This window comes from Edwardsiella ictaluri ATCC 33202 (assembly GCF_000264785.1).
Classification (GTDB): Bacteria; Pseudomonadota; Gammaproteobacteria; order Enterobacterales; family Enterobacteriaceae; genus Edwardsiella; species Edwardsiella ictaluri.
The window spans coordinates 1-1,141 of the sequence record NZ_AFJI01000095.1 but is presented as its reverse complement, the minus strand read 5'-3'; the positions used below and the strand labels follow the sequence as shown (position 1 = coordinate 1,141).

The window sequence follows — 1,141 nt, the reverse complement described above, 5'->3', positions numbered from 1 at the left end:
CCAAAAAAAAGCGCCCTCGCGGCGCTTTTTTTATTGGCTCACAGAGCCCGCGGCTATTCCGGGCGGAACTCGACCAATAGCGGGTTATGATCCGATGCCTGGGTGACTAATACCGAGGCCTCAACCACCCCCAGGGCACGATAAAACACGAAGTCCAACGGGCGCCCAAAGGCAGTACGACGCTGATCATTCGTAAAATGCACCTCGCGAAGCTCCATCCCACAGGCAAAGCGTCGTAGCGCATTGAGGCGGCGATTGCTCCAGGCATTAAAATCCCCTGCCATGATCACCGGCCCCTTATGCAAGGCGATCTGCTCACCGATAGGGTCTAACTGCTTACTATACACCTCGACGCCGAGGCTAAAGTTCACCGCATGGATGTTAACCACCATCAACAGGCGCCCATCGAATAGGGGATAGACCGTCACCAACGCCGACTTCGCCAAGCGGATCAGCGGCTCTTTCTCGCGCAACGGGCAACAATAGATCGGATGAGCCGCTGCCAGCGTCATAACCCCAGAGGGATGCTGCGGTAGGGAGAAGGCTGGTACCTGATCGGCCGTGAGATAGTTACTGGTGGCGAAATGGACTAGCTCGGGCGTTGTCTGTGCCTCTTGCAGCAACACGAGCTGCGAACGCCGCCCATACTCCTTCAACACCGAGAGCCAATCGGCTCGTTGCTGCTTGAAAATATTCCAGACCATGATGCGTAGGACATCATCGCTTGGCAGCGTATGTGTCGCCACCACGGGTTGACCAAGCTCATGAATAGCACCGGGGAAAATACGCGTCGCCGGCATACCCGCCGTGTAGCGCATAGCAAAGTTCTTTTTGCGCACGTTTACCGCCTGTTGCTCAAAATACACCGTAGAGACGAGCCTCGATGGCGCACACACTACGTTATCTTAACGAGTCTACTCTTCTGTTATAGGTATGCACAGCCTGAAATACAATCGATATAGCAGCGTGGACTGGCGTATGGCGATGAGTCGCTTTATTGTCGAGTTCAGTGACCGCCTGAACGGTCACTTCTGAGAAAAGGCATTTACACAGAATCATGTCCAGGCTCTCGCCTATCCAATATCTATATGATACAAATATGAAAAGGCCCATGTTAATAAATAACATGGGCCTTAATAGA

The 1,141-nt window shown here is 53.1% G+C and carries 1 protein-coding gene; it reads right to left on the bottom strand.

Translation table 11 applies throughout. The features are described 5' to 3' along the window. Positions 1–53 precede the first annotated feature (53 nt). Complete coding sequence (locus EIEH_RS14505) at positions 54–839, bottom strand: endonuclease/exonuclease/phosphatase family protein (RefSeq protein ID WP_035610059.1); 786 nt, start codon at positions 837–839, stop codon at positions 54–56. Positions 840–1,141 lie beyond the last annotated feature (302 nt).